4 protein-coding genes are annotated in these 3,458 nt (G+C 44.7%); all 4 read left to right on the forward strand.

The window, feature by feature from the left end; translation table 11 throughout:
- Window positions 1-424, forward strand: a 424-nt coding sequence (locus KUG63_RS01140; RefSeq protein WP_287553701.1) for a BlaI/MecI/CopY family transcriptional regulator, incomplete at its 5' end; no start/stop codon positions are given.
- Entirely contained in the window at window positions 421-1,413 is a 993-nt protein-coding gene (locus KUG63_RS01145; RefSeq protein ID WP_020932515.1) for a M56 family metallopeptidase, read from the forward strand. The genes KUG63_RS01140 and KUG63_RS01145, both read left to right, overlap by 4 nt.
- 100 nt (window positions 1,414-1,513) lie before the next feature.
- Window positions 1,514-2,755, forward strand: a complete 1,242-nt coding sequence (locus KUG63_RS01150; protein WP_287553704.1) for a TolC family protein — start codon at window positions 1,514-1,516, stop codon at window positions 2,753-2,755.
- Window positions 2,752-3,458, forward strand: a 707-nt coding sequence (locus tag KUG63_RS01155; protein ID WP_287553706.1) for a biotin/lipoyl-binding protein, incomplete at its 3' end; no start/stop codon positions are given. The genes KUG63_RS01150 and KUG63_RS01155, both read left to right, overlap by 4 nt.

Below are 3,458 nucleotides of genomic sequence, written 5' to 3' on the forward strand. Positions count from 1 at the left end.
CTCTTCTTATAAATTAGGGTTAGTAATTCGCTTAATGCAACTCGGTGAGCTTGAAAAGCAAGTATTGCAATACCTTTGGGAGACCGAAGTGGCGGACGCCAAGCAGGTGTACGCCTACTTTGAGAAGCGTCGTGGCGGCTCGCTTAGCACCATTCAAAGCACGCTAGATCGTCTCTTTAAAAAAGGTTTACTAAAAAGAGATAAGCAGGGACATGCCTTTCAATATCAGGCTGCTATCGAACGCGACACGTTTATCGGTCAGTTAATCAAAGGTTTGACGAGCGAATTTAATGCGGATAAAGGGAACAGCCTGTTGGCTGCTTTTACCTCGGTATCGCCTGAATTCAATGAAGATCAACTGGAGCGATTGGAGCAGATAATCGAAGATCAGCGTGATAAAAATAAGTCGGACGGCTCAGTATGATTCTTGGAAAGCTGGCCTTTTATCTTAACGTATTCACTGTTGGTGTATTGAGTTTATGGCTATCCCTTATTTTTATTGGCATTACTTTTCGGTTATCGGGCAGTGTCCTTTCCACATTTACAGCAAAGGCTAAACGTAGGATTTTATGGTTTATCGTACTAACGCCTTGGCTAATTGCGGTAATAGTGACGCTTGTACTTATGATGCCTGCCAGGTTAGATTCTTACGCCAACGGCTTCATTGCAACGTTGGTACATTGGCATCATGCCTATACGTTTAGTCTAACCAGCTGGCATGCGTTGACGATGGCATTATTTTCCAGTGTTTTTATTTTTGGTGTCATCCACAGGGTGCTTAGTGTGCGCAAAAACCTTCATCGTTTGGATTTGTTGGCACAATTTTCGACGACGGATGAGCAGGCGAGTGAGATATTGGAGAGCAATTGGTTATCGACCATCGAATCGAAGCTGCCTCAGGCATTTACAGCTGGATTGTTTCAGCCCCGGTGTTATGTCACAACCGGACTACGGGATAGCGTCAGTACCAATGAGTACACTATCATTCAGCTCCATGAGCAAGCACATAGGCGACGTTTTGACCCACTTAAAAAATTGCTGTTTGCTTTTTTTGGCTCTTTTTTCTCGCGAGTTATTGGTGAGCAACTAAACGTAGCAATGGAATTGGCTATGGAGCAGTGCGCTGATGAAGCAGTGCTGAATACAGGTAAGGAAGCGTCGGCCATTGCGAAAACCCTGCTCAAAGTTACTCGTTTAACGATGGCGCATACTCCAAAGCAAGCATCTGTGCAGCCCGCTTGTGACTTTCTTACACCGCAGTTGGATGAACGGGTTACCTATTTGATGCGTGAGCAGAAAGGTAGGGCTTTCCCTGTGCTGATAACATCTTGTTTATTCGTGCTGGTCACAGTGGTTTGCCTTTTATCCGTCGATACACTACACCACGTTACCGAACAATTTTTTATACATTAAGGGTTCAATAATGCTTTCAGAAGACAAGATTTTTACGAGTAAAAAACCGATTGCATGTCGGTATTTTGTTGTATTAAGATATTACTCAAAGCTGTTTACTTTGACTTGTTTTGCATGGATTTCAACCATCAGCCATGCAGATAACACAACTATCGAATCACTCAGTTTTAGAGCGGCTATTCAACGAAGCACTAACCATCATCCAGAATTGCGTGCTTACGCTGACCGCATGAATAGTCAACAGGGCTATTTGACTCAGGCCGGTGTTGCGTCGCCCCCCGAAATTGATTTAACCGTAGAAGATGCGCTGGGAAGCGGTGAATTTAATGGTATGGACAATGCGCAAACAACGTTAAGTATTAGCTGGGTGTTAGACAGTCGTATCGTAGGCAAACGGGTAGATGCTGTTGCATCAAGACAGTCGATTCTTGAGATTGAGCGTGAAATAAAGCAACTGGATATAGCCGCGCAAACGGCCCGCTATTTTTTAACTGCTTTGGCTCACCAAGAACGTCAGAAAATTGCAAAGCAGGCGCAATCACTATCCGCGCAGGCGCTAGAAGAAATAAAAAAACGTGTAGAGGTAGGAAAATCGCCTATTGCCGACCAATTACGCGCTGAAGTTAACCTTGCTCGGCGAACGCTGCTAATAGAAGATTTAACGCATGAGGTTGACTCTTCAAAGCGTCAACTGGCTGCACAATGGGGCGATAAAACACCTAAATTTGGTCGGTTAGCCGGCACACTGGCTCAAAAAATTTCCGTGATCGACCCTACATCATTGGAAAAGAGCTTACGTAACAATCCTGACCTCAAGATATTTTTAACGCGAGAACGTGCGGCACAGACGGACATTGCCTTAGCCAAGGCTGAAGCAAGTATACGTTGGCGTATATCCACAGGTGTTAGGCGCTATGAAGCTACAGATGATTATGCGGTGGTCGCAGGTATATCCGTTCCGTTAGGCGACTCAAGTCGAAATAAAGGCCGTATTGCTGCCTTAACGGCTGAACAAAGCCGTTACCAATCGGAAGCTGATGCATTGAACATTAAGCTTCAAACGCAGCTTTTTGTTCTATATCAGCAATTACTGCACAGCATTCACGTGAGCGAAGCGTTGAGTAATGACATTATTCCACGCTTGGAGCGCGCGGTGCGAGAAACAGAAAAAGCGTATCAACTGGGAAAATACAGTTATTTGGAATGGTCGGCTGTTCAGCAGGAATTATTTGAAGCACAGTCAGATCAATTAGATGCGTATTTTACGGCGCATATTAATACGGTAGAAATTGAACGATTAACTGGTTTAACGCTAACTCGATTAGGTGAGGAAAAAGAATGAAGAGTAACTATTGGCAACCCCTGCTAACCGGAATATTGCTCAGCATTGTGCTGGGGTTGAGTCTGCCGACCTATGCGGTGGAATCTGAAAATAGTGCGCAACAAGAAGAGCCACAAAAAGGCCCCCACAACGGTCGTTTATTAATAGAGGGGGAGTTTGTGGTTGAGCTAGCCATTTTTGAGAAGGGTGTGCCGCCAGAATTTCGTGTTTGGGTGACGCAGAAAGGGCAACCCGTAAAACCAGAAGAAGTTTCTTTGAAAGTTGTATTAACTCGACTGGGTAATGTTGAAGACAACATTACCTTTTCACCCGAGGACGACTTTTTGCGGGGCAGTATGGAAATTTATGAACCTCATTCCTTTGTAGTATCTATTCTGGCTGAATATCGGGGGGAACAGTTTAATTGGCGGTACGACAACTTTGAGGGCCGAACTAAAATAGGCCAAGAAATTGCCGATGCAATGGCCATTAAAACGGCAACAGCAGGCCCGGCTACATTAGTTGAAACTGTTAAAGTTTACGGGAAACTGGCAACGCCAGTGGATGCTCAGCGCAGTATCCGTGCTCGTTTTGAAGGCCAGATCGAAAAAGTGTATGTCTCGTTAGGACAAACTGTCGCGCGTGGTGATCTGTTGTTGACCATCCAGAGTAACGAAAGCCTTAAATCTTATAATGTTGTATCGCCTATTGATGGTGTTATTTC

The sequence above is a fragment of the Cycloclasticus sp. genome, assembly GCF_019090545.1.
Taxonomy (GTDB): Bacteria; Pseudomonadota; Gammaproteobacteria; order Methylococcales; family Cycloclasticaceae; genus Cycloclasticus; species Cycloclasticus pugetii.

Coding starts and splice junctions, on each gene's coding strand:
- KUG63_RS01145 (WP_020932515.1), top strand. CDS start 421: ATGATTCTTGGAAAGCTGGCCTTTTATCTTAACGTATTCACTGTTGGT.